This window comes from Stenotrophomonas sp. CASM106 (assembly GCF_049384825.1).
Lineage (GTDB): Bacteria > Pseudomonadota > Gammaproteobacteria > Xanthomonadales > Xanthomonadaceae > Stenotrophomonas > Stenotrophomonas muris.
In genome coordinates, this window is the sequence record NZ_JBMRFS010000042.1 from 1 (window position 1) to 474 (window position 474).

Sequence of the window (474 nt, forward strand, 5' to 3'; positions counted from 1 at the left end):
GTGATGCGGTTGACCAACTTTTTGCTACTGGCAAGTTTAGACAGGTCAGGACCGGGCGTGGCATAGATGCTATTGCCAGCCCCATCGTAGACGCCGTACGTCATCCCATGATGTCCTGCGACTGCGTTGGCCAAGTGTTGCTTCAGTTCGTCGCTTGCGATGTCACTTGCAAGCTGGTGCAAGGGCTGAGCCAAAGCGGTTGTCACTGCCTCCAGTTCGTGGGCATCCTGTTGAGCAAAGTGGTGCTCCAACTACCGGAGAATGACCCAATTGAACACAATAAACACCAAGGTCGTGGCGATACCAACGAGGGCCGTGACCCTCAATGCAAGCGACGCTGGACGGCTTTGCCGCGGCTTATGGCGCAGGGGCATCATCGGGCGCATCGAGCGTGTATCCCATTCCACGCACGGTGTGGATGAGCTTCGGATTGAACGCATCGTCTATCTTCGCGCGTAGACGGCGGATGGCTAC

At 56.8% G+C, this 474-nt stretch carries 1 protein-coding gene and 1 pseudogene; both read right to left on the reverse strand.

Annotated features, from left to right (window positions below; genetic code table 11):
- Positions 1–386, reverse strand: a pseudogene (locus VG556_RS22415) (two-component sensor histidine kinase); the annotation flags it as partial.
- A partial coding sequence (locus VG556_RS22420; protein ID WP_423180059.1) for a winged helix-turn-helix domain-containing protein occupies positions 358–474 on the reverse strand: 117 nt, incomplete at its 5' end. The pseudogene VG556_RS22415 and the gene VG556_RS22420, both read right to left, overlap by 29 nt.